Here is a 21,048-nt window from a genome sequence, read left to right on the forward strand (position 1 = left end):
GAGCGTTATGCAACAGCAAAAGCCGCAAAAACCGCTGGAAGGCGCGCAGCTGGTCATTATGACCATCGCGCTGTCGCTGGCGACATTCATGCAGGTGCTGGACTCCACCATCGCAAACGTGGCGATCCCGACCATCGCCGGTAACCTTGGCTCGTCGCTGAGCCAGGGGACCTGGGTTATTACCTCGTTTGGGGTGGCAAACGCCATCTCCATTCCGATCACCGGCTGGCTGGCAAAGCGCGTCGGTGAGGTGAAGCTGTTCCTCTGGTCCACGGTGGCGTTTGTTCTGGCCTCGTGGGCGTGCGGCATGTCCAGCAGCCTGACGATGCTGATTTTCTTCCGCGTCATTCAGGGGATTGTCGCGGGGCCGCTGATCCCGCTCTCCCAGAGTTTGCTGCTGAGCAACTACCCTCCCGCAAAACGTTCCGTCGCGCTGGCACTCTGGTCGATGACCGTTATCGTCGCGCCTATCTGCGGACCGATTCTGGGCGGGTACATCAGCGATAACTACCACTGGGGCTGGATCTTCTTCATCAACGTACCGATTGGCGCCGTCGTGGTATTGATGACGCTGCAGTCGCTGCGAGGACGAGAGACGCGCACCGAACAGCGCCGTATCGACAGCATCGGGCTGGCGCTGCTGATCCTGGGTATCGGCAGTCTGCAGATCATGCTCGACCGCGGTAAAGAGCTCGACTGGTTCAACTCGCAGGAGATCATCATCCTGACCATTGTCGCGGTGGTGTCGATAAGCTTCCTGATCGTCTGGGAGCTGACGGACGACAACCCGATCGTCGATCTCTCGCTCTTTAAGTCGCGAAACTTCACCATCGGCTGCCTGTGTATCAGCCTCGCCTATATGCTCTACTTCGGCGCGATTGTTCTGCTGCCGCAGCTGTTGCAGGAGGTGTATGGCTATACCGCCACCTGGGCGGGTCTGGCGTCGGCACCTGTCGGGGTGATCCCGGTCCTGCTGTCGCCGATTATTGGCCGCTTCGCCCATAAGCTCGACATGCGTCGGCTGGTGACGTTCAGCTTCATCATGTACGCGGTGTGCTTCTACTGGCGTGCGTATACCTTTGAGCCGGGAATGGACTTTGGCGCCTCGGCGTGGCCGCAGTTCATTCAGGGCTTTGCGGTGGCGTGCTTCTTTATGCCGCTGACCACCATCACGCTCTCTGGCCTGCCGCCCGAGCGTCTGGCGGCCGCGTCGAGCCTGTCGAACTTCACCCGTACGCTGGCGGGCTCCATCGGGACGTCGATCACCACCACCCTGTGGACGAACCGCGAATCAATGCACCACGCGCAGCTGACCGAAGCGGTGAACCCGTTCAACCCTAACGCACAGCAGATGTACAGTCAGCTGCAGGGAATGGGGATGACGGAGCAGCAGGCGTCCGGCTGGATTGCCCAGCAGATCACCAACCAGGGGCTGATTATCTCGGCCAACGAGATTTTCTGGATATCGGCAGGGATCTTTATCGTCCTGCTGGGGCTGGTGTGGTTTGCCAGACCGCCGTTTGGTGCCGGTGGCGGCGGTGGCGGCGCGCACTAGTTTGTGCGCGGGTTGCCGGGTGGCGGCTACGCCTTACCCGGCCTACGATAACTGACACATCCGTAGGCCCCGTAAGCGCAGCGCCACCGGGCAACCATTGCCACCGTGTCCAGAACGCGACAGCCATTGTCAGTGCCGATAAAGCAGCGCGCCTGAAATCGATTCACGATAGTGAAAAGACAACAGGAGCGCATCATGCTGAACACACCCGCCGACAAGTACCAACCCTTTCCCACCCTTTCCCTGCCCGACCGTCGCTGGCCGGAACAACGCATCACCCGCGCGCCGCGCTGGCTCTCGACCGACCTGCGCGACGGCAACCAGGCTCTGGCCGAACCGATGGACAGCACGCGCAAGCTGCAGTTCTGGGACCTGCTGTTAAGCTGCGGGTTTAAAGAGATTGAAGTTGCCTTTCCTTCCGCCTCGCAGACGGATTTCAATTTCGTTCGCCAACTGATTGAAGAGAACCGCATCCCGGATGACGTGACGATTCAGGTGCTCACTCAGGCACGGGAAGATCTCATCCATCGCACTTTTGAATCCCTGCGCGGCGCGAAGCAGGCGACCGTGCATCTGTATAACGCCACCGCTCCGCTGTTCCGTCGCCTGGTATTCGGCATGGAGAAAGCGCAAATCGTTGAGCTGGCCACCCGCGCCACGCGGCTTATCCGCCAGCTTTGTGAAGAGAACCCTGAAACCCGCTGGCAGTACGAATACTCTCCGGAAACCTTCTGCTTTACCGAGCCGGAATTTGCGCTGGAGATTTGTGAAGCCGTGGCGGAGATCTGGCAGCCTTGCGACGAACGCCCGATGGTGATCAACTTACCCGCCACCGTCGAAGTGAGCACGCCGAACGTCTATGCCGACCAGATCGAGTACTTCTGTCGCCATTTCAGCCGCCGCCGCGATGTCTGCATCAGCGTGCATCCGCATAACGACCGCGGTACCGGCGTCGCCTGCGCGGAGCTGGCCGTAATGGCGGGGGCTGACCGCGTGGAGGGCTGTCTGTTTGGTAACGGCGAGCGCACGGGCAACGTCTGCCTGGTGACGCTGGCGATGAACCTCTACAGCCAGGGTATCAGCCCGACTCTGGACTTTAGCGATATGAACCGGGTGGTGGAAGTGGTGGAAACCTGCAATCAGCTGCCGGTGCACCCGCGCCATCCGTGGGCAGGACGGCTGGCCTATACCGCCTTCTCCGGCTCGCACCAGGACGCAATCAAAAAAGGCTTTGATGCCCGCAGGCCTGGCGATCGCTGGGAGATGCCTTACCTGCCCGTCGATCCCCAGGATATCGGCTGCACCTACGAAGCGGTGATCCGCGTGAACAGCCAGTCAGGGAAAAGCGGCAGCGCGTGGCTGATCGAACAGAATCATGGTCTGAAACTGCCCCGCGCCCTGCAGCAGGATTTCAGCCAGCACGTGCAGCAGGAAACCGACCGTCACGGAAAAGAGATGACGCAAAATGCGCTGTGGCAGCTGTTTCGCACCCGCTACGGTCTGGTGGCCACGCCGCATTATGCGCTGCAATCCTACCGCAGCGACAGCCAGCAGGACGGCCAGCTGCGTTTGACGGCCAGCGTCGCCACACAGGGAGGAACGCGCCAGCTGGAAGGTCACGGCAACGGTCTGCTCTCTGCCGCCGCTCACGGCCTGAGCCGCTGGGTCAACGCCCCGTTCGTGATTAAGGATTATCACGAGCATACGTTAGGCGAACGCAGCGACAGCCGCTCGGTGGCCTACATCCGCTGCCTGTTCCAGGACGGCAGCAGCCGCTGGGGCGTGGGCATTGATAGCGACGTGGCGCGCGCGTCGCTTCAGGCGCTCTTTAACGCCGTCAGTCGTTCTTAAAGTAATCGCTGGGGGAGATGCCCATCACCCGACGGAACATTGCCGTAAAGGCGCTGTGGCTGCCGTAGCCCAGATCCAGCGCCACGCGCAATACCGGCTGGCCCTGCGCCAGCCGCACTAAGGCTTCCAGCAGACGCGCCCTTCTCAACCACTCGCTGTAGCTTAAACCCGTCTGCTGCTGAAAATGGCGGTTCAGGGTGCGCTCGCTCATGTTCATCAGGCTCGCAGCCTGCGCGCTGCTCCAGCTTTCCCCCGGGTTTTGCCGGATTTGCAGGCACAGGCGACGTAGCGCCTCGCTTTCCGGCTCCGGCAGGTGAAACGGCAGCACCGGCATAGTGCGGATTTCATCGAGAATCAGTTCATAGACGCGTTCATCCCGGCTTCCGGGTGAGTACGATTCAGGCAACGCAAGGGAGACGAGGATCAGCTCGCGCAGCAGCGGCGCGATCTGCACGATCTGGCAGGTGGCGGGGAGATCGGCCCGCGCCAGCGGATCGATAAACAGCGTTCGCGCCGCCACGTTGCCGGTAATGCGCAGGGAATGCTGCGTGCCCGCAGGCAGCCAGACGCCGCGACCGGGAGGCACAACCCAACAGCCCGATGCGGTATCCACCCTTACCACGCCGCTCAGGGTGTGCAGCAGTTGCGCGCAGTCGTGCTTGTGCCAGGGTTCGCTGTCACCATGAACGTAATCATGGGCAAACGGAACGAGGGGACGGTGGGTAAAAGAGAAGGTTAAGGTTGTGGTCAAAGGAGGCACCAGCACAATGTAGGCCCGGCAAGCGAAGCGCCACCGGGCATCCACAGGCACAATACTAGATGTGCAGTTCCTGCAGTTTTTCTTTCGGCAGGGCCAGCTCTTCGTTGCTGTTCACGCGAACGTCGCGTTCGATGATGTGGCGCGCGATCTCCTGCGCTTCTTCCAGAGAGTGCATCTGGTAGGTGCCGCACTGGTAAACGTTCAGCTCAGGGATCTGGTTCTGCTCTTTCACCTTCAGCACGTCTTCCATGGCCGCTTTCCAGGCATCTGCCACACGTTTCTCTTCAGGCTGACCAATCAGGCTCATGTAGAAACCGGTACGGCAGCCCATCGGAGAGATATCGATGATCTCAACGCCGTTGCCGTTCAGGTGGTCACGCATGAAGCCAGCGAACAGGTGTTCCAGCGTATGAATGCCTTTCTCCGGCATCACTTCTTTGTTTGGCACGCAGAAGCGCAGATCGAAGACGGTGATCGTGTCGCCGTGCGGGGTGTGCATGGTCTTCGCCACGCGGACTGCAGGTGCTTCCATACGGGTATGGTCGACAGTAAAGCTATCTAATAACGGCATACGTCACCTCCGATAGTGATTTTTTTTAAAATAAACTGAACTCTTCTACAGAATGCGCGTCTGAGTATATGAAAGACGCGCATTTGTTATCATCATCCCTGAATTCAGAGATGTATATTTTGGCCACAGCGATGTGGCCTTTTTCTTTTCTGCTTAGGCCTGCTTCGCCAGAAACGCCTCAAACGACTCGGTATCCGCCGCTTCAACCTCTTTCTGACGCACAACGGATGCTTCGCGTTCTGCGACAAAATCTGCTTCGCTCAGGATTTCTAACGGCTCCTGGATCAGCATTTCACGGTACTCCGCCGAGAGTGAACGCCCCGTACCACCAATGCCCTGATCAATCATAGAACGCAGAATGCGCGCTGAGAATGTCAGTTCCGGGTTATCAAAGCATTCCACCAGCTGGTCGCAAATCTGTTGATACGCGTCGCTGCCGTCGATGCTGTCCATCGTCCGGGCAACACGCTTCAGGTCACGGAACAGATCTTTGCCGACTTTCGTCAGCGGGAACTGTGCCGTTTCGCAGCCGATACCCAGCGTCAGGCCCGGTTTACGCCCTTCCAGAATCACGCGGTTCCAGTTTGTACGGGTGCAGAGCAGTTCGTCTGAACTCATTTCCGGCGCATCCGCCAGCACGCACCAGACCATAAACAGATCCAGGAAGCGAATCTGCTGCTCGTCAACGCCAATCGGTGAGAACGGGTTGATATCCAGCGAGCGCACTTCAATGTATTCGATCCCGCCGCGCTGCAGCGCATCCGACGGGGTTTCGCCGCTGCGGGTTACGCGCTTAGGACGAATTGGCGCATACAGCTCGTTTTCAATCTGCAGGACATTGCTGTTGATCTGCAGACGCTTACCGTCTTTTTCGAGGCCGATTTTTTCGTACTCTTCCGACGGGGTTTTGATCGCCCGCTTCAATCCTGCCACATATTCGTGCAATTCGTTAAACGTAATACCGAGATTGCTTTGCGATTTATTGGTATAGCCGAGATCGCTCAGACGCAGAGAGGTGGCGTACGGGAGATAGTACATTCCGCAGTCGGTCTTCTCGAACGGCAGCGTGGTCGGTTTCCCCTGCAGGAACGAAGAACAGATCGCCGGGGAGGCACCAAACAGATACGGGATCACCCAGCCGAAACGGTAATAGTTGCGGATCAGGCGGAAGTAGCCTGCTGAGATGGCGTCTTTATCCGTTTCACCGCATTTCGCCTGCCAGAACGCCATTGGCAGCGAGAAGTTGTAGTGCACGCCAGAGATGGTCTGCATCAACGCGCCGTAGCGGTTCTTCAGCCCCTCACGGTAGAGCGTTTTCAGCCTGCCGATATTTGACGTGCCGTACTGTGCCAGCTCAATCTCCTGGCCCTGCTCGATATAGCACGGCATGCTGAGCGGCCACATACGCTCATCGCCGAGATTGCGCGCGGTGTAGCGATGGATATCGCGCATAATCGTCAGCATATGATCAATATCACCCTCTACTGGGGTGATGAACTCCAGCAGCGCTTCAGCGAAATCGGTTGTGATCCATTTATGTGTCAGCGCCGAGCCTAACGCCTTCGGGTGACCCGTTGTCGCTAAATTGCCGTCCGCGTTAACGCGCAGCGTTTCACGCTCGAGACCACGCTGAATACCCTTCAATGCCTGAGGGTGGTTTTCCAGCCAGGCCAGCGCCTGAGATACGTCCGGGATCAAATTGACCTCCCGCCTGTCAAAGTAATGTTACTCAGCATAATTGTAATGGTTGACGATTGAAGGTCGCGTATTCATTCCACCAATTAGTGCCACCACGTCATACCCTGTAGTGTTGCCCACGCCACGAGAACATAGCGCAACGCCTTGCCAAGGCACAAAAAAAAGAGCACCGGTCCCCAGGAGATGCGCATCCATCCCGCCAGCAGACACAGTAAATCGCCTATTACAGGCATCCAGCTTAATAACAGCGTGGCAGCGCCATAGCGTTTTAGCCAGCCGACTGCCTTTTCCTGCCAGCGCGATTTTTCGCGCAGCGGAAAGAAACGCCCAAGAATAACGTTAGTCAGCCCTCCAAGGCTATTACCCATTGTTGCTATTACTACAAGCAGCCAGGGCTGACTCACGCCGGACAACAGCATCGCCACCAGCACCACTTCCGAATTGCCCGGTAACAGCGTGGCGCTGAGAAAACTGCTGGCGAATAATGAGGCAAGTGACAGCGCGTCACTCACAGTAAGCGTACATCCACCGCATCCATTCCGGCATCACGCGCGGCCTGGATCCCGAAATCGGCATCTTCAAACACGACGCACTTTGCCGCCGGGACGCCCATTAATTCTGCGCAAAGCAGGAAGGTGTCCGGTGCGGGCTTGTGACGTTTAACATGATCGGCGGCGACCACGGCAGAAAAATAGTGGCGCAGGCCAAGATGATTGAGCAAGGCTTCTGCAATCGCGCTTTCGCTGCCCGTCCCCACCGACATCGGGCGACGCCCGTGCCACTCTTTTACCACATCAATCAGCGGCAGAGGACGTACGGTATCTAAAAGCATGGCTTTTACCGCATCGGTTTTTTCGCGCGCGAGCAGGTGCGGGTCGAGATCGGCCTGATTCAGTTCAATCACGGCCTGCGCAATACGCCAGGTGGGGGAGCCGTTGAGGGCGATCATCGCCTGAAGGTCGAAACGCATGCCGTAGCGGCCCAGGACGTCGGTCCAGGCTTGACGATGCGTGGGTTCGGTGTCCAGGAGGGTACCATCCATATCGAAGATCAAACCGTCATACTGTGCGTACATCGTGCTCTCGCTAACCGATTAACAAAGCATTACTTTATCGTAAATGATGGTTTTTGTCGCTGATTGCGAAATGATAACAACGAGAGTGATTAAGAACTAAACATCGAAGGGAAAGGCAGAAGAGATGGTGCATCCGGGAGGATTCGAACCTCCGACCGCTCGGTTCGTAGCCGAGTACTCTATCCAGCTGAGCTACGGATGCATCGGGATTTACTACTGTACTGCTCGATATTCATATCACTTCTAAAGCAATATGAAGTAATAGATGGTGCATCCGGGAGGATTCGAACCTCCGACCGCTCGGTTCGTAGCCGAGTACTCTATCCAGCTGAGCTACGGATGCAAAATGGCGGTGAGGCGGGGATTCGAACCCCGGATGCAGCTTTTGACCGCATACTCCCTTAGCAGGGGAGCGCCTTCAGCCTCTCGGCCACCTCACCACACAACGCCTCTTTCGAGTGCTTCGAGCAACTCGTTAAGAGCTTCTCGTCGCTGCGTGGCGCATATATTACTTTCTGGGACTTATAAGTCAAACAATTTTCCAAAAGCTTTTATCGTTTGCACAAATCACACGCAATTCGCATGTAAAAGCCGCAAAGAGGGTGTTTTATAAGCGGATTTTGCAGGCATCTTCACAGAAAACTGATGCGGAAAGGACAGTGTTGGGACGAGATAAGGGTAACGGAGTGGTCAAAAAGAGAGCGATTGAAATTAAACGGTAACTTTGAGCAGGAAAAATAGCGGGAGGGTTGCGTCTCGCCCGACAGCGAGACGCGACAATATCAGTAACTGGACTGCTGGGATTTTTCAGCCTGGATACGCTGGTAGATCTCTTCACGGTGGACAGATACTTCTTTAGGAGCGTTAACACCAATACGTACCTGGTTACCCTTTACCCCTAAAACTGTCACGGTGACCTCATCCCCAATCATGAGGGTCTCACCAACTCGACGAGTCAGAATCAGCATTCTTTGCTCCTTGAAAGATTAAAAGAGTCGGGTCTCTTGTATCCCGGCATTATCCATCATATAACGCCAAAAAGTAAGCGATGACAAACACGTAAAGTGTAAGCAGTCACGGCATCACATTCTGTTAAACGTAAGTTTAGCCGATATACACAAACTCAACCTGACTTTATCGTTATCGATAGCACAGTGAACAAGACGCCATAACGTTACCGCTATGGCGTCTGCTTGTGCTTTGTAGTTATTACAGTTTCGCGCTTACCCAGCTTTCAACGCTGGCTAATGCCGCAGGAAGTGCCGCCGCATCCGTACCACCGGCTTGCGCCATGTCCGGACGACCGCCACCCTTGCCGCCCACCTGCTGAGCGACCATACCAATCAGTTCCCCTGCTTTTACGCGGTCAGTCACATCCTTAGAGACGCCCGCAATCAGAGAAACCTTACCTTCTGCTACTGTCGCCAGCACGATAACGGTAGAACCGAGCTGGTTCTTGAGATCGTCGACCATAGTACGCAGCATCTTAGGCTCAACGCCCGCCAGATCGCTGACCAGCAGTTTGACGCCCTTAATGTCTACAGCCTTGCTGGAGAGGTTTGCACTCTCCTGCGCCGCAGCCTGCTCTTTCAGCTGCTGCAGCTCTTTTTCCAGCTGACGCGTGCGTTCCAGCGCAACGCGCACTTTCTCGCCCAGGTTTTGGCTATCGCCTTTCAGCAGCTGCGCGATGTCGTGCAGCTGATCGCTCTGCGCATGCAGGCTGGCAATCGCACCTTCACCGGTCACCGCTTCAATACGACGCACGCCTGCCGCCGTACCCGACTCGGAAACGATGCGGAACAGGCCGATGTCACCGGTGCGCGAGGCGTGTGTACCGCCGCACAGTTCGGTAGAGAAGTCGCCCATGCTCAGCACGCGAACACGTTCGTCGTATTTCTCGCCAAACAGCGCCATCGCACCTTTTTTCTTCGCGTCTTCGAGATCCATGATGTGGGTCTCGATTGGCAGGTTACGACGGATCTGCGCGTTCACCAGATCTTCCACCGCGCGGATTTCAGACGGCTTCATCGCTTCAAAATGCGAGAAGTCGAAGCGCAGCACTTTATCGTTAACCAGAGAACCTTTCTGTGCAACGTGGGTACCGAGCACGTCGCGCAGGGCAGCGTGCATCAGGTGGGTTGCCGAGTGGTTCAGACGAATGCGCGCGCGGCGAGCTTCATCAACGTTAGCCTGGACGCCCTCGCCCACTTTCAGAGAACCGGAAACCAGTTTGCCCTGGTGACCAATCGCCTGACCGTATTTCTGGGTGTCGCTGACGCTAAAGCTGAAACCATTGCCCTTCAGTTCGCCTTTATCGCCAACCTGGCCGCCGGATTCGGCGTAGAACGGCGTTTTGTCCAGAATGACTACGGCTTCCTGACCTGCGCTGATGCTGTCCACGGCTTTGCCGTCAACAAACAGGGCGGTCACTTTGCCGGTCAGTTCCAGCGCCTCATAACCTTTGAATTCAGACGCGCTATCAACGCGGATCATCGCGTTATAGTCTGCACCGAAACCGCTGGACTCGCGCGCACGACGGCGCTGCTCTTCCATCGCGGCTTCGAAGCCCGCTTCGTCAACTTTAATGTTACGCTCGCGGCAAACGTCCGCTGTCAGGTCAACCGGGAAGCCGTAGGTGTCGTACAGGCGGAAAGCGGTTTCGCCGTCCAGGGTGTCGCCCTTAAGCTTCGCCAGCTCTTCGTCCAGCAGCGCCAGACCGCGCTCCAGCGTGCGGGCAAACTGCTCTTCTTCGGTTTTCAGAACCTGCTCAACCTGCGCCTGCTGGCGTTTCAGCTCGTCACCCGCTGACCCCATCACGCCAATCAGTGGCCCAACGAGTTTATAGAAGAAGGTGTCCTTCGCGCCCAGCATGTTGCCGTGACGAATAGCACGACGAATGATACGACGCAGCACGTAGCCACGGTTTTCATTCGACGGGATAACGCCGTCGGCAATCAGGAACGCGCAGGAACGAATGTGGTCTGCGATAACGCGCAGCGATTTATTATTCAGGTCGGTCGCGCCGGTCACTTCCGCAACGGCTTTGATCAGGGTGCTGAACAAGTCAATCTCATAGTTGGAGTTAACGTGCTGCAGTACCGCGGCAATACGCTCCAGACCCATACCGGTATCAACGGACGGCTTCGGCAGCGGCTCCATGGTACCGTCGGCCTGACGGTTGAACTGCATGAAGACGATGTTCCAGATCTCAATGTAGCGATCGCCGTCTTCTTCCGGGCTGCCTGGAGGGCCACCCCAGATGTGGTCGCCGTGATCGTAGAAGATCTCGGTGCACGGACCGCAAGGACCGGTATCACCCATCTGCCAGAAGTTGTCAGACGCGTATGGCGCGCCTTTGTTATCACCGATGCGAATAATACGCTCGCGCGGGATACCGACCTCTTTTTCCCAGATTTCGTAGGCTTCGTCATCGGTTTCATAGACGGTAACCCACAGACGCTCTTTCGGCAGGTTGAACCAGTTTTCACCGGTCAGCAGTTCCCACGCATACTGGATGGCATCGTGTTTGAAGTAGTCGCCGAAGCTGAAGTTACCCAGCATTTCGAAGAAGGTGTGGTGACGCGCGGTGTAACCGACGTTTTCCAGGTCGTTGTGTTTACCGCCCGCACGCACGCAACGCTGTGAGGTTGTGGCGCGGGAATAATTACGCTTGTCGAGACCAAGGAACACATCCTTGAACTGGTTCATCCCGGCGTTGGTAAACAGCAGAGTCGGATCGTTGTTCGGTACCAGGGAGCTGCTGGCAACAACCTGGTGTCCCTTACTATGGAAAAAATCGAGAAACGCCTGACGGATCTCAGCGGTGCTCTTGCTCATAATTATCCTGAAATCAAGCTAACGAAATGTCATAGCCAGCCTGTATCGGTAAACCGTTGGACAGACCAGCTACTGGAAAAAGTGGGAATAAGATAAGTTTTCTTTAGTGGGAAGTAAAATCCCGCATGCGTTCAATCGGCAAAATTACGCCAGATATCCTGAATATCTTCCATCAGAAAGCCGCGGTAGAGCAAAAAGCGCTGGATTTTGACTTTTTCTGAAAATTCACGCGGCAGCGGTTCGCCGTACTTGCGAATCGCCTGCTCTTTTGCCAGTTCACACCAGTCAATCTCGCACTCGCGCATCGCTTTTTCGATGGACTCCCGGGCCACCCCTTTCTGGTTCAGCTCCTGCCGGATGCGCGCAGGGCCGTAGCCCTTGCGGCCGCGGCTGGCGAGAAAGCGGGAAGCAAAGCGATCGTCGTCCAGGTAATGATGCTCATAGCACCAGGCCACCACGCGGTCGTAGTCTTCCGCCGTGGCATCAATCTCTTCCGGCCCGTTTTTACTCATCACCGGAGCCGACAGCTTCCGCCGCAGCTCCTGCTCACTGTGGTCACGTACGGCCAGGATGCGCACCGCACGATCCAGCAAGCGCGCGTAGGCGGGTCGGCGTGATGTCGGTTCACTCATAAAAAACCTGTAGAATCAGAAATGCAAAAAGGGCCGCATCAGCAGCCCTTCATCTTTACACGAGAGACTTAAAAGTCTTCGTTGGTTTCTTCAGCATCCGCAGCATCGACTACGAAATCAGGTTTGGAGTCCTGGTTGTTCAGCAGAAGCTCGCGCACCTTCTTCTCAATCTCTTTCGCCGCAGCCGGGTTCTCTTTCAGCCAGGAGATAGCATTCGCTTTACCCTGACCAATCTTGTCACCGTTGTAGCTGTACCAGGCGCCCGCTTTTTCAATCAGCTTCTCTTTCACGCCCAGGTCAACCAGTTCACCGTAGAAGTTGATCCCTTCACCGTAGAGGATCTGGAACTCAGCCTGTTTGAACGGTGCAGCGATTTTGTTCTTCACCACCTTCACGCGGGTTTCGCTACCGACGACGTTTTCACCCTCTTTCACCGCACCGATACGGCGGATATCCAGACGGACAGACGCGTAGAATTTCAGGGCGTTACCACCGGTTGTGGTTTCCGGGTTACCGAACATCACACCAATTTTCATACGGATCTGGTTGATGAAGATCAGCAGCGTGTTGGACTGCTTCAGGTTACCGGCCAGCTTACGCATCGCCTGGCTCATCATACGTGCCGCGAGGCCCATGTGAGAGTCGCCGATTTCACCTTCGATTTCCGCTTTTGGCGTCAGTGCGGCAACGGAGTCAACAACGATAACGTCAACCGCACCGGAGCGCGCCAGCGCGTCACAAATTTCCAGCGCCTGCTCACCGGTGTCCGGCTGAGAACACAGCAGGTTGTCGATGTCCACGCCCAGCTTACGCGCATAAACAGGATCCAGCGCGTGCTCGGCATCGATGAACGCACAGGTTTTACCTTCGCGCTGTGCCGCAGCAATCACCTGCAGCGTCAGGGTCGTTTTACCGGAGGATTCTGGCCCGTAGATCTCTACGATACGGCCCATTGGCAGGCCGCCCGCGCCCAGCGCGATATCCAGAGAAAGCGAACCGGTGGAGATCGTTTCCACATCCATGGTACGGTCTTCACCCAGGCGCATGATGGAGCCTTTACCGAATTGCTTTTCGATCTGGCCCAGTGCTGCCGCCAACGCTTTCTGTTTGTTTTCGTCGATAGCCATTATTACTCCTGTCATGCCGGGAGAAGCGACTGTGCTTCACCGTGGATTTCTGTTCTGTTGGTGCAATTATACTGTATGGTCATACAGTATCAAGTGTTTTGTAGAAATTGTTGCCAGAGCGTTTTTAACGCATATTCCGTTGCCTGACGGCGCACGCTTTCGCGATCGCCGCTGAAGCACTCCCGACGGGTGATCCCTTCCCCTTTAGACGTGGCAAACCCAAACCAGACGGTGCCAACAGGCTTCACGTCGCTGCCGCCGTCCGGCCCCGCGATGCCGCTAATGGAAATCGCGTAATCTGCCCGCGCCGCCTTGAGCGCGCCAATGGCCATTTCAATGACCACCGGTTCGCTGACCGCGCCATGCTGTTCCAGCGTAGCTTCACGCACGCCAATCATTTGTGCCTTAGCTTCGTTACTGTAGGTCACAAAACCGCGTTCAAACCAGGCGGAACTGCCGGCAATATCGGTAATCACTTTCGCCACCCAGCCGCCGGTGCAGGATTCCGCGGTGGTCATTGTCGCCCCACGCTGCTTAAGCGCCAGGCCAACGATCTCGCTAAGCTGCATCAATTCATGGTCAGTCATTCTCGCTCCAGGCATCAGAAAAACGTGCTGCACAAGATAGCACTTTCTCGTCAGATGTGGGGATGCGCTTCAGGTTTTACGAGGGGGCTTCAGAAAAAAGCCGGTGCAAACGCACCGGCCGTGGAAGAGGTTATTTCATGCTGTCGGCGAGCGTATTCACGTTGTGGCGGAACGCCTTGACGTAGGTGTCTGCCACGCCGCCTTTTGCTGACAAGGCCTCCGGGTAAAGTTCTCCCCCTGGCTGCGCGCCCGTCGCCGAGGCAATCTGCTTCACCAGACGCGGATCGAGCTGGTTTTCCATAAACCAGGTTTTTACGCCGTCGGCTTTGATCTGATTGATGATCTCAGCAACCTGCGCCGCGCTGGCCTCGCTCTCTGAAGAGAGTCCTTGAGGTGCCATGAAGGTTACGCCATAAGCGCGGCTGAAATAGCCGAAGGCGTCATGGCTGGTCAGCACCTTGCGCTTCGCCTGCGGGATCTGGCTAAAGCGCGTTTTGGCCCAGCTATCCAGCTGATTGAGCTGCGTGATATAGGGTTTACCGGAGGCTTCCAGCGCGGCTTTGTCCTGCGGATCGGCTTTCACCAGCCCGTTAAGAATATTTTGTGCATATAACGCCCCGTTCGCCGCGCTGTTCCACGCGTGCGGATCGGTCACGGTCTTTCCATCTTCCTCAAGCGTGTGCGTTTTCACGCCTGTTGAGGCGATGACCAGTTGCCCTTTGAACCCGGAGGCTTTCACCAGGCGGTCAAGCCAGCCCTCCAGCCCCAGACCGTTCACCACCACCACATCGGCCTTGCTCAGCGCCGCGCTGTCCTTCGGCGACGGTTCGAAGGTATGCGGATCGCCGTCCGGCCCCACCAGCGTCGTCACCTTCACATGATCGCCGCCCACCTCCTGGGTGATGTCCCCCAGTATCGAAAAGCTGGTGACCACATTCAGCGTTTTCGCCATCACGCCATGCGACATCATCCCCAGCGCGAGCGCCACTGCCACTACTAGTCCTGTACGTTTCATCGTTTCCCCTTGCGTTAAAAATACGCCCGCAGACTGCCAGCGAGCCTGCTTCGCGTACCCAATAAAATGGAAATAAAGAACAGCGCGCTGGCGGTGAGCACAATGGATGGCCCGGCCGGGAGACTCATCGCCCAGGAGAGGCTCAACCCCAGCCATGCGCAGACAATACCGCTGATGCCCGCCATCAGGAGTAACGCCGGTAGCGTGCGTACCCAGCAGCGTGCCGCCACGGCCGGCAGCATCATCAGACCGACGGCCATCAGCGTGCCGAGCACCTGAAAACCGGCCACCAGGTTAAGAACCAGCAGCGCCAGAAACAGTCCGTGCAGCAGGCCGGGCAGCCAGCGGGCGTTCACCTGTAGCCAGGCGGTGTCAAACGCTTCGGTAACCAGGCCGCGATAAAACATCGCCAGCACGATAAGAGTGAACATGCACACGCCCGTGACAAACAGCGCGGCGTCGTTGTCCACGGCGAGGATGGAGCCAAACAGTAAATGCAGCAGATCGACATTCGACCCACGAAGCGATACCAGCGTGACCCCCAGCGCCAGTGAGCCAAGATAAAACCCGGCAAAGCTGGCATCTTCCTTAAGCGGCGTGCGTCGGCTGACCAGACCGGCCAGCAGCGCCACGGTAATGCCCGCGACAAAACCGCCGATACTCATTGCCAGCAGCGACAGGCCGCTGAGCAGGTATCCCACGGCGACGCCCGGCAAAATAGCGTGAGAAAGGGCATCGCCCATCAGGCTCATCCGGCGCAGCTGGAGGAATACGCCGAGCGCGGTGGTGCTGATAGAAAGCGCCAGGCAAACCACCAGCGCGCGGCGCATAAAGCCGTACTCGATGAACGGCTGGAAGAATGTGTGCCAGATCATGCCACCCTCACCCGCTCGGTTTTCCACTGAGGCACATCAGCATCCAGCCGCAACGTCTGCGGGAAGTGGCGCGACACGCGCTCGCTGTCGTGCAGTACCGCGAGCAGCGTTTGCCCCTGCATATACATCTCCAGCATCACATCCATCAGCACGTTACAGGTGGCTTCATCGATGCCGGTAAAGGGCTCGTCCAGCATCACCAGCGGCGCCTGCTGTACCAGGACGCGGGCAAACAGCATGCGCTGGAACTGGCCGCCGGAGAGCTCATCAATGGTGGATGATGCCATGGATTCCAGCCCGACCCGCTCAAGCGCGCTGGCAATACGCAACCGCGTTTCGCGACGAAACCCGGAAAGCAGCGAAATGCCCGGCCAGCAGCCCATGCTGACGACATCGCGAACGGTCAGCGGAAACTGCGCCTCCAGCGCGTGACGCTGTGCCAGCCAGCCAATCATCGGGCGCTTCCCCTGCCAGCGAAAACCCCCGCTTACGGGTGGGATAAAACCCGCGAGCGTTTTCAGCAGCGTGGATTTGCCGCAGCCGTTGGCCCCAACAATGGCGGTCATGCTGCCGCGTTCAATGACGCCCGAAAGCGGGCGCGTGACGGGCTGGTGGTCGTAACCCGCAACCAGTTCATTCATCACGATCATGGCAATGCCACCGCCCAGCGCACGGCCAGGCCGAGAAAGACGATAAGCACCAGCGCCAGCAAAAGCCGAACCGGCGCAGAAAGAGAGAAAAGGGACGTTGACATCTCGGCACCAATTTAAATGTTATAACATAACAATAATGAAAGGTGGTTAGGATGTAAATGGCAGGTTTGAAAAGGGAGTGTGGCGAAATGTTTCTGCAAAACGCCCTCTCCCGTGGGAGAGGGCATCAGGCCGCACCGTGTGCGCAGCCATGCCGGGTGGCGGCGTTGCCTTACCCGGCCTACCCGTCGGGGTAACTTACTGACTAAACGGTGACGCCGCCGGCACGCGGGCCTGCGATACCGCCAGCCCCAGCTGCCATACGGCCATCGCATAGTGGGTGCTGTGGTTATAGCGGGTGATGGTGTAGAAGTTCGGCAGCCCGTACCAGTACTGATAGCCCGTTCCGACATCGAGACGCAGCAGACTCGCCTGCTGTGCATTGCCCAGCGGCTGCGTTGGCGTTAGGCCTGCCGCGGACAGCTGCGAAATGCTGTAGTTGGTTTTGAAGCCGTTTTCCAGACCCGGCGCCTGACCGTTCGCCTGCACCGCCACCTGGCCACCCGGCACCCAGCCGTGCGCTTTGAAGTAGTTCGCCACGCTGCCGATGGCATCCACCGGATCCCACAGGTTGATATGGCCATCGCCGTTAAAGTCGACGGCATACTGTTTATAGGACGACGGCATAAACTGGCCGTAGCCCATCGCGCCGGCAAACGACCCTTTCAGATCGAGCGGATCGTCCTGCTCGTTGCGCGCCATCAGCAGGAAGGTTTCCAGCTCGGAAGAGAAATACTCCGCACGGCGCGGGTAGTTAAAGGAGAGCGTCGCCAGCGCATCCAGAATGCGGGTTTTGCCCATCACGCGGCCCCAGCGGGTTTCCACGCCGATAATTCCGACGATAATTTCAGGCGGCACGCCGTACACCTGCCACGCGCGGTTAAGCGCATCTTCATACTGATTCCAGAACGCCACGCCGTTTTGCACGTTGTCCGGGGTAATGAACTGTTTGCGATAGCGCAGCCACGCCCCGTTTGGCCCGCTCGGCACCTGGGCCGTCGGCGCCTGTCTGTCCATCAGGCGCAGCACGTAGTCCAGACGCTTGGCCTGAGACAAAATTTCGTGCAGCTGCTGTCTGTCAAAGCCGTGCTTGCTCACCATTTTATCGATGAACTGCTCGGCCGCCGGGTTATTCGCGAAGTCGCCGCCCATCTGCATCATATTGTGCTGCGGCTCCAGCAGGAATCCTCCGGAAGGCGCGCCCGCCGTTTGCTGAACGGCTTCGGTCTTAGGTTTGCTACTACAGGCAGACAGCAGAATAAGCGCAGGCAACAGCGCTGCATAACGACGCTTGAACATGAGACATCCATTTAACGGGTTCGATAAGAACCCAGTATGGTAAAGCATCCGCAACACCTCAAGGAAGCGGTACGCACCTCCCCAACGCAAATCCGTGCTTTTTTCCCCCGAAAATCATTCACCACGTCAATTATCTTTCAAAATAATCCATTTTTCTTTCATTGTGAGATCTAACTAACACTTTAAAACCTTTCAAAGTGATTATTATTAGCCACAGATAGACAAAAACAAACGCCCTACAGGAGAGAAGAATGATAGAAACCATCACCCACGGCGCCGAGTGGTTCATCGGGCTGTTTCAGAAAGGCGGAGAAGTGTTCACCGGCATGGTGACCGGGATCCTGCCCCTGCTGATCAGCCTGCTGGTGATCATGAACGCGCTGATTAACTTTATCGGCCAGCAGCGCATTGAGCGCTTCGCCCAGCGCTGCGCCGGAAACCCGCTGTCCCGCTACCTGATACTGCCCTTTATCGGCACCTTCGTGTTCTGCAACCCGATGACCTTAAGCCTCGGCCGCTTTATGCCAGAGAAGTACAAGCCGAGCTATTACGCCGCCGCCTCCTACAGCTGCCATTCCATGAACGGCCTGTTCCCGCACATCAACCCCGGCGAACTGTTTGTCTATCTCGGGATCGCCAGCGGCCTTACCACGCTTGGCCTGCCGCTCGGCCCGCTGGCGGTGAGCTACCTGCTGGTCGGTCTGGTGACCAACTTCTTCCGCGGCTGGGTGACCGACCTCACCACCGCTATTTTCGAGAAAAAAATGGGCATCCAGCTTGAACAGAAAGTCCATCTTTCAGGAGCAACAGCATGAAGCGGATCCGCATTGAGAAAGGCACGGGCGGCTGGGGTGGCCCGCTGGAGTTCGACGCCACCGAAGGCAAAAAGATTGTGTACATCACCGCGGGCACGCGCCCGGCGATCGTCGACACGTTGCGCGATCTGACCGGCTGGGAAGCGGTCGACGGCTTCAAGGAAGGCGAACCGCCGGAAGCGGAAATTGGCGTGGCGGTGATCGACTGCGGCGGCACGCTGCGCTGCGGCATCTATCCGAAGCGCCGCATTCCGACGGTAAATATTCACTCCACCGGGAAATCCGGCCCGCTGGCGCAGTACATCGTTGAAGATATTTATGTGTCAGGCGTGAAGGAAGACAACATCACCCTGGTGAAGGGGACGTCTGCACCGCAAAAATCGGCCCCGCGCGAGTACGACACCAGCAAGAAAATTACCGAGCAGAGCGACGGCCTGCTGGCGAAGGTCGGGATGGGCATGGGGTCCGCCGTGGCGGTGCTGTTCCAGTCCGGGCGCGACACCATCGACACGGTGCTGAAGACCATCCTGCCGTTTATGGCGTTCGTCTCGGCGCTGATCGGCATCATCATGGCCTCCGGCCTGGGCGACTGGATTGCACATGGCCTCGCCCCGCTCGCCAGCCACCCGCTTGGGCTGGTGACGCTGGCGCTGATCTGCTCCTTCCCGCTGCTGTCGCCGTTCCTCGGCCCGGGCGCGGTGATTGCTCAGGTCATCGGCGTGCTGATTGGCGTGCAGATTGGTCTGGGGAACATTCCCCCGCACCTCGCCCTGCCCGCCCTGTTTGCCATTAACGCCCAGGCAGCGTGCGACTTTATCCCCGTGGGGCTGTCGCTGGCGGAAGCACGCCAGGACACCGTGCGCGTGGGCGTGCCGTCCGTGCTGGTCAGCCGCTTCCTGACGGGCGCGCCGACGGTGCTGATTGCCTGGTTTGTCTCCGGCTTTATTTATCAATAAGAGGTTCCTGCCATGACCGTGATTTACCAGACCACCATTACCCGCATCGGCCAGAGCGCGGCGGATGCGCTGAGCGACCAGATGCTGATCACCTTTCGCGAAGGGGCGCCTGCGGATATCGAAGAGTTTTGCTTTATTCACTGCCACGGCGAGCTGAACGGTGAGCTGAAGGCCGGGAGCCAGCTGGAGCTGGGCGAGGCGCGCTATGCCGTGACCGCCGTCGGCGACGTCGCTGAACAAAACCTGCGCGAGCTGGGCCACATCACCCTGCGTTTCGACGGCCAGCCGCAGGCGGAATATCCCGGCACGGTTCACGTAGCGGGCCCGGTTCCGCAGGCCGTTACCCCAGGCTGCACGTTAAAATTTGTTGCGTAATTAAGGAGATAGACATGAGTCAGGTTGCCGTTGTCATTGGTGGGGGACAAACCTTAGGCGAGTTCCTCTGCCGTGGGCTTGCCGCAGAAGGTTACCGCGTGGCGGTAGTGGACATTCAGAGTGAAAAGGCCGCCCGCGTGGCGGACACCATCAACACCGAGTTTGGTGAAGGAATGGCGTACGGGTTTGGCGCCGACGCCACCAGCGAGCAGAGCGTGATGGCGCTGGCCCGCGGCGTGGACGAGATTTTTGGGCGTACCGATCTGCTGGTCTACAGCGCGGGGATTGCGAAAGCGGCCTTTATCAGCGACTTCGAGCTGGGGGATTTTGACCGCTCGCTGCAGGTCAATCTGGTGGGCTATTTCCTCTGCGCCCGCGAGTTTTCCCGTCTGATGATCCGCGACGGCATTCAGGGGCGCATCATTCAGATCAACTCAAAATCGGGGAAAGTGGGCAGCAAGCACAACTCCGGCTACAGCGCGGCGAAGTTTGGCGGCGTGGGGCTGACGCAGTCTCTGGCGCTGGATCTGGCCGAGTACGGCATTACCGTCCACTCGCTGATGCTGGGCAATCTGCTGAAATCGCCGATGTTCCAGTCCCTGCTGCCGCAGTACGCCACCAAGCTCGGTATTAAAGCGGAAGAAGTGGAGCAGTACTACATCGATAAAGTGCCGCTCAAGCGCGGGTGCGACTATCAGGACGTGCTGAACATGCTGCTGTTTTACGCCAGCCCGAAAGCCTCGTACTGCACCGGACAGTCGATTAACGTCACCGGTGGGCAGGTGATGTTCTGAGTTCATTCCCCGGTGGCGCTGCGCTTACCGGGGCTACAATCCCCGTAGGCCGGGTAAGGCGCAGCCGCCACCCGGCAATTAAAGGAGCCGATATGGTCACCGCACTCATCACCGTCGCCGCCCTCGCCTGGCTCTGCCAGATGGCGTTTGGCGGCTGGCAAATCCATCGGTTTAACCGCGCGTTTGACGCCCTGTGCCAGAAAGGCCGCGTGGGCGTCGGGCGTTCCGGTGGACGTTTCAAGCCGCGGGTCGTCGTCGCTGTTGCGCTGGATGAAAACAACAAGGTCTGCGATTCCCTCATCATGCGCGGCATGACCGTCTTTGCCCGTCCGGTGAAAATCCAGGCAATCAACGGCATTTCACTGCAGGAATTGCAGCCCGATGTGATCTTTCCCCATGATCCACTTTGTCAGAATGCACTATCATTAGCGCTTAATCTGAAACATGGATAATTTCGTTGTGAAAGATATAGAC

At 57.6% G+C, this 21,048-nt stretch carries 21 protein-coding genes and 3 tRNA genes; 7 read left to right on the forward strand and 17 right to left on the reverse strand.

The window, feature by feature from the left end; genetic code table 11:
• The first annotated feature begins 7 nt into the window (after positions 1-7).
• Positions 8-1,555 carry a multidrug efflux MFS transporter permease subunit EmrB gene (emrB, locus tag ACOTXT_RS01945; protein ID WP_008502580.1) on the forward strand — a complete coding sequence of 516 codons (1,548 nt, stop codon included), beginning with the start codon at positions 8-10 and terminating at the stop codon, positions 1,553-1,555.
• A 195-nt stretch (positions 1,556-1,750) separates the two neighbouring features.
• On the forward strand, positions 1,751-3,406 hold the full coding sequence (gene leuA, locus ACOTXT_RS01950) for a 2-isopropylmalate synthase (protein WP_055321955.1): 1,656 nt from the start codon (positions 1,751-1,753) through the stop codon (positions 3,404-3,406).
• Here the strand turns inward: leuA and ACOTXT_RS01955 are convergent.
• From ACOTXT_RS01955 to mltB, 17 genes are all read right to left on the reverse strand, one after another.
• Positions 3,393-4,157: an AraC family transcriptional regulator gene (locus tag ACOTXT_RS01955; protein ID WP_055321956.1), complete on the reverse strand. Its 765-nt coding sequence runs from the start codon at positions 4,155-4,157 to the stop codon at positions 3,393-3,395. The genes leuA and ACOTXT_RS01955 overlap by 14 nt on opposite strands.
• A 64-nt stretch (positions 4,158-4,221) precedes the next feature.
• The gene (gene luxS, locus ACOTXT_RS01960) at positions 4,222-4,737 is read right to left on the reverse strand and encodes an S-ribosylhomocysteine lyase (RefSeq protein ID WP_008499539.1); all 516 of its coding nucleotides are present in this window, start codon (positions 4,735-4,737) and stop codon (positions 4,222-4,224) included.
• A 153-nt stretch (positions 4,738-4,890) separates the two neighbouring features.
• A complete protein-coding gene (gene gshA / locus ACOTXT_RS01965; RefSeq protein WP_055321957.1) occupies positions 4,891-6,435 on the reverse strand; it encodes a glutamate--cysteine ligase in 1,545 nt (514 codons plus the stop codon).
• 83 nt (positions 6,436-6,518) lie between these two features.
• Positions 6,519-6,947, reverse strand: a complete 429-nt coding sequence (locus ACOTXT_RS01970; RefSeq protein ID WP_021241956.1) for a YqaA family protein — start codon at positions 6,945-6,947, stop codon at positions 6,519-6,521.
• Positions 6,944-7,510: a fructose-1-phosphate/6-phosphogluconate phosphatase gene (yqaB, locus tag ACOTXT_RS01975; RefSeq protein ID WP_008499542.1), complete on the reverse strand. Its 567-nt coding sequence runs from the start codon at positions 7,508-7,510 to the stop codon at positions 6,944-6,946. The genes ACOTXT_RS01970 and yqaB overlap by 4 nt, the downstream gene beginning before the upstream one ends.
• A 125-nt stretch (positions 7,511-7,635) precedes the next feature.
• A tRNA-Arg gene (locus ACOTXT_RS01980) sits at positions 7,636-7,712 on the reverse strand.
• A gap of 64 nt (positions 7,713-7,776) precedes the next feature.
• Positions 7,777-7,853 (reverse strand) — tRNA-Arg (locus tag ACOTXT_RS01985).
• Between the two features lie 4 nt (positions 7,854-7,857).
• Positions 7,858-7,950: transfer RNA gene (locus ACOTXT_RS01990), tRNA-Ser, on the reverse strand.
• 342 nt (positions 7,951-8,292) lie between these two features.
• Positions 8,293-8,478: a carbon storage regulator CsrA gene (gene csrA / locus ACOTXT_RS01995; protein WP_000906486.1), complete on the reverse strand. Its 186-nt coding sequence runs from the start codon at positions 8,476-8,478 to the stop codon at positions 8,293-8,295.
• A gap of 241 nt (positions 8,479-8,719) precedes the next feature.
• Positions 8,720-11,347, reverse strand: coding sequence for an alanine--tRNA ligase (gene alaS / locus ACOTXT_RS02000; protein ID WP_023325950.1), 2,628 nt, complete (start codon positions 11,345-11,347; stop codon positions 8,720-8,722).
• Between the two features lie 131 nt (positions 11,348-11,478).
• Positions 11,479-11,979 (reverse strand): recombination regulator RecX, encoded by a 501-nt coding sequence (recX, locus tag ACOTXT_RS02005; protein ID WP_023294407.1) that lies wholly within the window; start codon positions 11,977-11,979, stop codon positions 11,479-11,481.
• A 68-nt stretch (positions 11,980-12,047) separates the two neighbouring features.
• Positions 12,048-13,106, reverse strand: coding sequence for a recombinase RecA (recA, locus tag ACOTXT_RS02010; RefSeq protein ID WP_008499546.1), 1,059 nt, complete (start codon positions 13,104-13,106; stop codon positions 12,048-12,050).
• 89 nt (positions 13,107-13,195) lie between these two features.
• Complete coding sequence (gene pncC / locus ACOTXT_RS02015; RefSeq protein WP_008499547.1) at positions 13,196-13,693, reverse strand: nicotinamide-nucleotide amidase; 498 nt, start codon at positions 13,691-13,693, stop codon at positions 13,196-13,198.
• Between the two features lie 130 nt (positions 13,694-13,823).
• Positions 13,824-14,708, reverse strand: a complete 885-nt coding sequence (locus ACOTXT_RS02020) for a metal ABC transporter substrate-binding protein (protein ID WP_032664228.1) — start codon at positions 14,706-14,708, stop codon at positions 13,824-13,826.
• A 14-nt stretch (positions 14,709-14,722) separates the two neighbouring features.
• Entirely contained in the window at positions 14,723-15,583 is an 861-nt protein-coding gene (locus tag ACOTXT_RS02025; RefSeq protein WP_021241951.1) for a metal ABC transporter permease, read from the reverse strand.
• The gene (locus tag ACOTXT_RS02030) at positions 15,580-16,233 is read right to left on the reverse strand and encodes a metal ABC transporter ATP-binding protein (RefSeq protein ID WP_055321958.1); all 654 of its coding nucleotides are present in this window, start codon (positions 16,231-16,233) and stop codon (positions 15,580-15,582) included. Before ACOTXT_RS02030 ends, ACOTXT_RS02025 begins: the two co-directional genes overlap by 4 nt.
• Before the next feature lie 300 nt (positions 16,234-16,533).
• Complete coding sequence (gene mltB / locus ACOTXT_RS02035; protein ID WP_008499552.1) at positions 16,534-17,634, reverse strand: lytic murein transglycosylase B; 1,101 nt, start codon at positions 17,632-17,634, stop codon at positions 16,534-16,536.
• A gap of 251 nt (positions 17,635-17,885) precedes the next feature.
• On the opposite strand from mltB, the gene srlA reads away from it, so the two are divergent.
• From srlA to gutM, 5 genes are all read left to right on the forward strand, one after another.
• The gene (gene srlA / locus ACOTXT_RS02040; protein ID WP_003862164.1) at positions 17,886-18,449 is read left to right on the forward strand and encodes a PTS glucitol/sorbitol transporter subunit IIC; all 564 of its coding nucleotides are present in this window, start codon (positions 17,886-17,888) and stop codon (positions 18,447-18,449) included.
• Positions 18,446-19,405, forward strand: a complete 960-nt coding sequence (srlE, locus tag ACOTXT_RS02045; protein ID WP_333163986.1) for a PTS glucitol/sorbitol transporter subunit IIB — start codon at positions 18,446-18,448, stop codon at positions 19,403-19,405. Before srlA ends, srlE begins: the two co-directional genes overlap by 4 nt.
• 12 nt (positions 19,406-19,417) lie before the next feature.
• Positions 19,418-19,780 (forward strand): PTS glucitol/sorbitol transporter subunit IIA, encoded by a 363-nt coding sequence (srlB, locus tag ACOTXT_RS02050; protein WP_008499554.1) that lies wholly within the window; start codon positions 19,418-19,420, stop codon positions 19,778-19,780.
• A 14-nt stretch (positions 19,781-19,794) separates the two neighbouring features.
• Positions 19,795-20,574 carry a sorbitol-6-phosphate dehydrogenase gene (gene srlD, locus ACOTXT_RS02055; RefSeq protein WP_023294411.1) on the forward strand — a complete coding sequence of 260 codons (780 nt, stop codon included), beginning with the start codon at positions 19,795-19,797 and terminating at the stop codon, positions 20,572-20,574.
• 92 nt (positions 20,575-20,666) lie between these two features.
• A complete protein-coding gene (gene gutM, locus ACOTXT_RS02060) occupies positions 20,667-21,026 on the forward strand; it encodes a transcriptional regulator GutM (RefSeq protein ID WP_008499556.1) in 360 nt (119 codons plus the stop codon).
• Positions 21,027-21,048 lie beyond the last annotated feature (22 nt).

The sequence above is a fragment of the Enterobacter cloacae complex sp. IR5422 genome (genome assembly GCF_049238165.1).
In the GTDB taxonomy this organism is placed as follows: domain Bacteria; phylum Pseudomonadota; class Gammaproteobacteria; order Enterobacterales; family Enterobacteriaceae; genus Enterobacter; species Enterobacter roggenkampii.

Bases quoted from the DNA above. Each gene is read 5' to 3' on its own strand.
- emrB (WP_008502580.1), top strand. From the start codon at position 8: ATGCAACAGCAAAAGCCGCAAAAACCGCTGGAAGGCGCGCAGCTGGTC.
- leuA (WP_055321955.1), top strand. From the start codon at position 1,751: ATGCTGAACACACCCGCCGACAAGTACCAACCCTTTCCCACCCTTTCC.
- luxS (WP_008499539.1), bottom strand. From the start codon at position 4,737: ATGCCGTTATTAGATAGCTTTACTGTCGACCATACCCGTATGGAAGCA.
- yqaB (WP_008499542.1), bottom strand. From the start codon at position 7,510: ATGTACGCACAGTATGACGGTTTGATCTTCGATATGGATGGTACCCTC.
- csrA (WP_000906486.1), bottom strand. From the start codon at position 8,478: ATGCTGATTCTGACTCGTCGAGTTGGTGAGACCCTCATGATTGGGGAT.
- alaS (WP_023325950.1), bottom strand. From the start codon at position 11,347: ATGAGCAAGAGCACCGCTGAGATCCGTCAGGCGTTTCTCGATTTTTTC.
- recX (WP_023294407.1), bottom strand. From the start codon at position 11,979: ATGAGTGAACCGACATCACGCCGACCCGCCTACGCGCGCTTGCTGGAT.
- recA (WP_008499546.1), bottom strand. From the start codon at position 13,106: ATGGCTATCGACGAAAACAAACAGAAAGCGTTGGCGGCAGCACTGGGC.
- pncC (WP_008499547.1), bottom strand. From the start codon at position 13,693: ATGACTGACCATGAATTGATGCAGCTTAGCGAGATCGTTGGCCTGGCG.
- ACOTXT_RS02020 (WP_032664228.1), bottom strand. From the start codon at position 14,708: ATGAAACGTACAGGACTAGTAGTGGCAGTGGCGCTCGCGCTGGGGATG.
- ACOTXT_RS02025 (WP_021241951.1), bottom strand. From the start codon at position 15,583: ATGATCTGGCACACATTCTTCCAGCCGTTCATCGAGTACGGCTTTATG.
- ACOTXT_RS02030 (WP_055321958.1), bottom strand. From the start codon at position 16,233: ATGATCGTGATGAATGAACTGGTTGCGGGTTACGACCACCAGCCCGTC.
- mltB (WP_008499552.1), bottom strand. From the start codon at position 17,634: ATGTTCAAGCGTCGTTATGCAGCGCTGTTGCCTGCGCTTATTCTGCTG.
- srlA (WP_003862164.1), top strand. From the start codon at position 17,886: ATGATAGAAACCATCACCCACGGCGCCGAGTGGTTCATCGGGCTGTTT.
- srlE (WP_333163986.1), top strand. From the start codon at position 18,446: ATGAAGCGGATCCGCATTGAGAAAGGCACGGGCGGCTGGGGTGGCCCG.
- srlB (WP_008499554.1), top strand. From the start codon at position 19,418: ATGACCGTGATTTACCAGACCACCATTACCCGCATCGGCCAGAGCGCG.
- srlD (WP_023294411.1), top strand. From the start codon at position 19,795: ATGAGTCAGGTTGCCGTTGTCATTGGTGGGGGACAAACCTTAGGCGAG.
- gutM (WP_008499556.1), top strand. From the start codon at position 20,667: ATGGTCACCGCACTCATCACCGTCGCCGCCCTCGCCTGGCTCTGCCAG.